The sequence below is a fragment of the Hoeflea sp. BAL378 genome (genome assembly GCF_000759435.1).
Lineage (GTDB): Bacteria > Pseudomonadota > Alphaproteobacteria > Rhizobiales > Rhizobiaceae > Hoeflea.
On the sequence record NZ_JRJG01000192.1, the window covers coordinates 1 to 1,996 of the forward strand.

1 protein-coding gene is annotated in these 1,996 nt (G+C 66.9%); it reads left to right on the forward strand.

Annotated elements, in window-relative coordinates; genetic code table 11:
- On the forward strand, nucleotides 1–1,996 hold a 1,996-nt coding region (locus tag LL06_RS24590; RefSeq protein ID WP_035533315.1), incomplete at both ends, for a VCBS domain-containing protein.

The following is a 1,996-nucleotide window of genomic DNA, read 5'->3' on the forward strand; positions in this document are numbered from 1 at the left end:
CGGTCACGGAACAGGTGACGCCGGCGGGCAACCTCACCGACAGCGGGACCATCGCCTTCACCGATGTCGATCTCCTCGACACGCACACGATCCTCCCGGGCATCGTCGTCTCGAACGGCGCTTTGGGGACACTCACCGCTAGCGTGACTTCCGACACCACGGGCACCGGCACAGGCGGCGTGATCGGCTGGAGCTATCGCGTGGCGGCCTCGGCGGTCGAATATCTCGCCGAAGGCGAAACCAAGGTCGAGACCTTCACGATCACCCTGAGCGACGGCCGCGGCGGCAGCGTGGAACGCACCATCTCGGTCACCATCACCGGCACCAATGATGCGCCCGTGCTGGCCATTACCCAGCCGCTGGCGGTCACCGAGGCCACCGATGCCCGCGCCCAGGACATCACGCCCGTCTCCGGCAGCCTGTCGGTGACCGATGCGGACATCGGCGACACGCTGACGGCCTCGGTCAACGGGTCTCCGACGCTGGTCTGGAGCGGCGGGACGCTGTCGCCGCAGCAGGTGATCGACCTGACCGCGGCCCTTGCGGCCGGCAGGCTGACGCTGACGCCCAACACCTCCAATGGCGGCCTGCAAACGCTGGCCTATTCCTGGGATCCGTCCGCCTCCAATCTCGATTTCCTGGCCGCGGGCCAGACCCTGACCGTGAGCTACGCGATCTCCGTCTCCGACGGCAGGGCCAACTCCGCCGTGCAGCCGCTCACCTTCACCATCACCGGCACCAATGACGCGCCGGTGGCGGTCATGGACAGCGGCGGCATGACCGAGGACGACGGCTTCCGCATCTTCGATGTCAGGGCCAACGACACGCTCGACCCCGACGCGGGCGCCAGCAATGCGGTGACGATCGGAAGCCTCAGCTTCTCCGGGCTTCCCGCCGGCATCGACGCCAGCGACGTCGCTGTCACAGTGACGGCGGACAACCAGATCAGGGTGGAGCTGCTCGGCTCCGAATGGAACCAGATGTTCAACGGCCAGACCGGCCACATCTTCATCAACTACCGGCTTTACGGAGACAACGGCCAGTTCTCGAGCAACCAGCTGCTGGTGCAGGTCTCCGGGACCAACGACGCGCCGGTGCTCAATACGGTCATCGATCCGGCGATCACCATCGCCGAGGATTCGGTTCTGCCCGGCGCGGGCGGCGGCACGCTGGTCTCGGCGCTCGTCGGCCGGGTCGGCGGCGGCGGGCTCGACAACGTCACCGACGACAGTTTCCTCACCGGCATCGCCATCACCGGACAGAACACCGCCAACGGCGTCTGGTACTATTCGGTCGACGACGGGGCGCACTGGAGCGTGATCGGCGCGGTCTCCGACAGCAACGCGCTGACGCTGCGGCCGGAGGCGCGCGTCGTCTTCGTGTCCAATGCCAATTACAACGGCGTCATCGCCGACGCGCTGACGATCCGCGCCTGGGACGGCACCGGCGGCGCCAACGGCTCCTACTTCAACACCACCGTCAATGGCGGCACGAGCGGCTATTCGACCGCCACCGACACCGTCAGCCTGACGGTCACGCCGGTCAATGACGCCCCGGTCGTGGCCACCGCGGACGTGACCGGCGCGGTCACCGAACAGGTGACGCCGGTCGGGAACATCACCGACAGCGGCACGATTGCCTTTACCGATGTCGACATGACGGACATCCATTCGATCAATCCGGCGATTGTCGCCTCGAACGGCGCACTCGGCGCGTTGACCGCCAACGTCACCACGGACACCACCGGCACCGGCACGGGCGGCGTGATCACCTGGAACTACACCGTCGCCGCTTCTGCCGTGGAGTATCTGGCTCTAAACGAGACGAAGGTCGAGACCTTCACCATCACCCTCGACGACGGCCATGGCGGCACGGTCGCGCGCACCATCTCGGTCACCATCACCGGCACCAATGATGTGCCGCTCGTTGCGTCAGCAGATGTGACCGGCGCGGTCACGGAACAGGTGACGCCGGCGGGCAACCTCACCGACAGCGG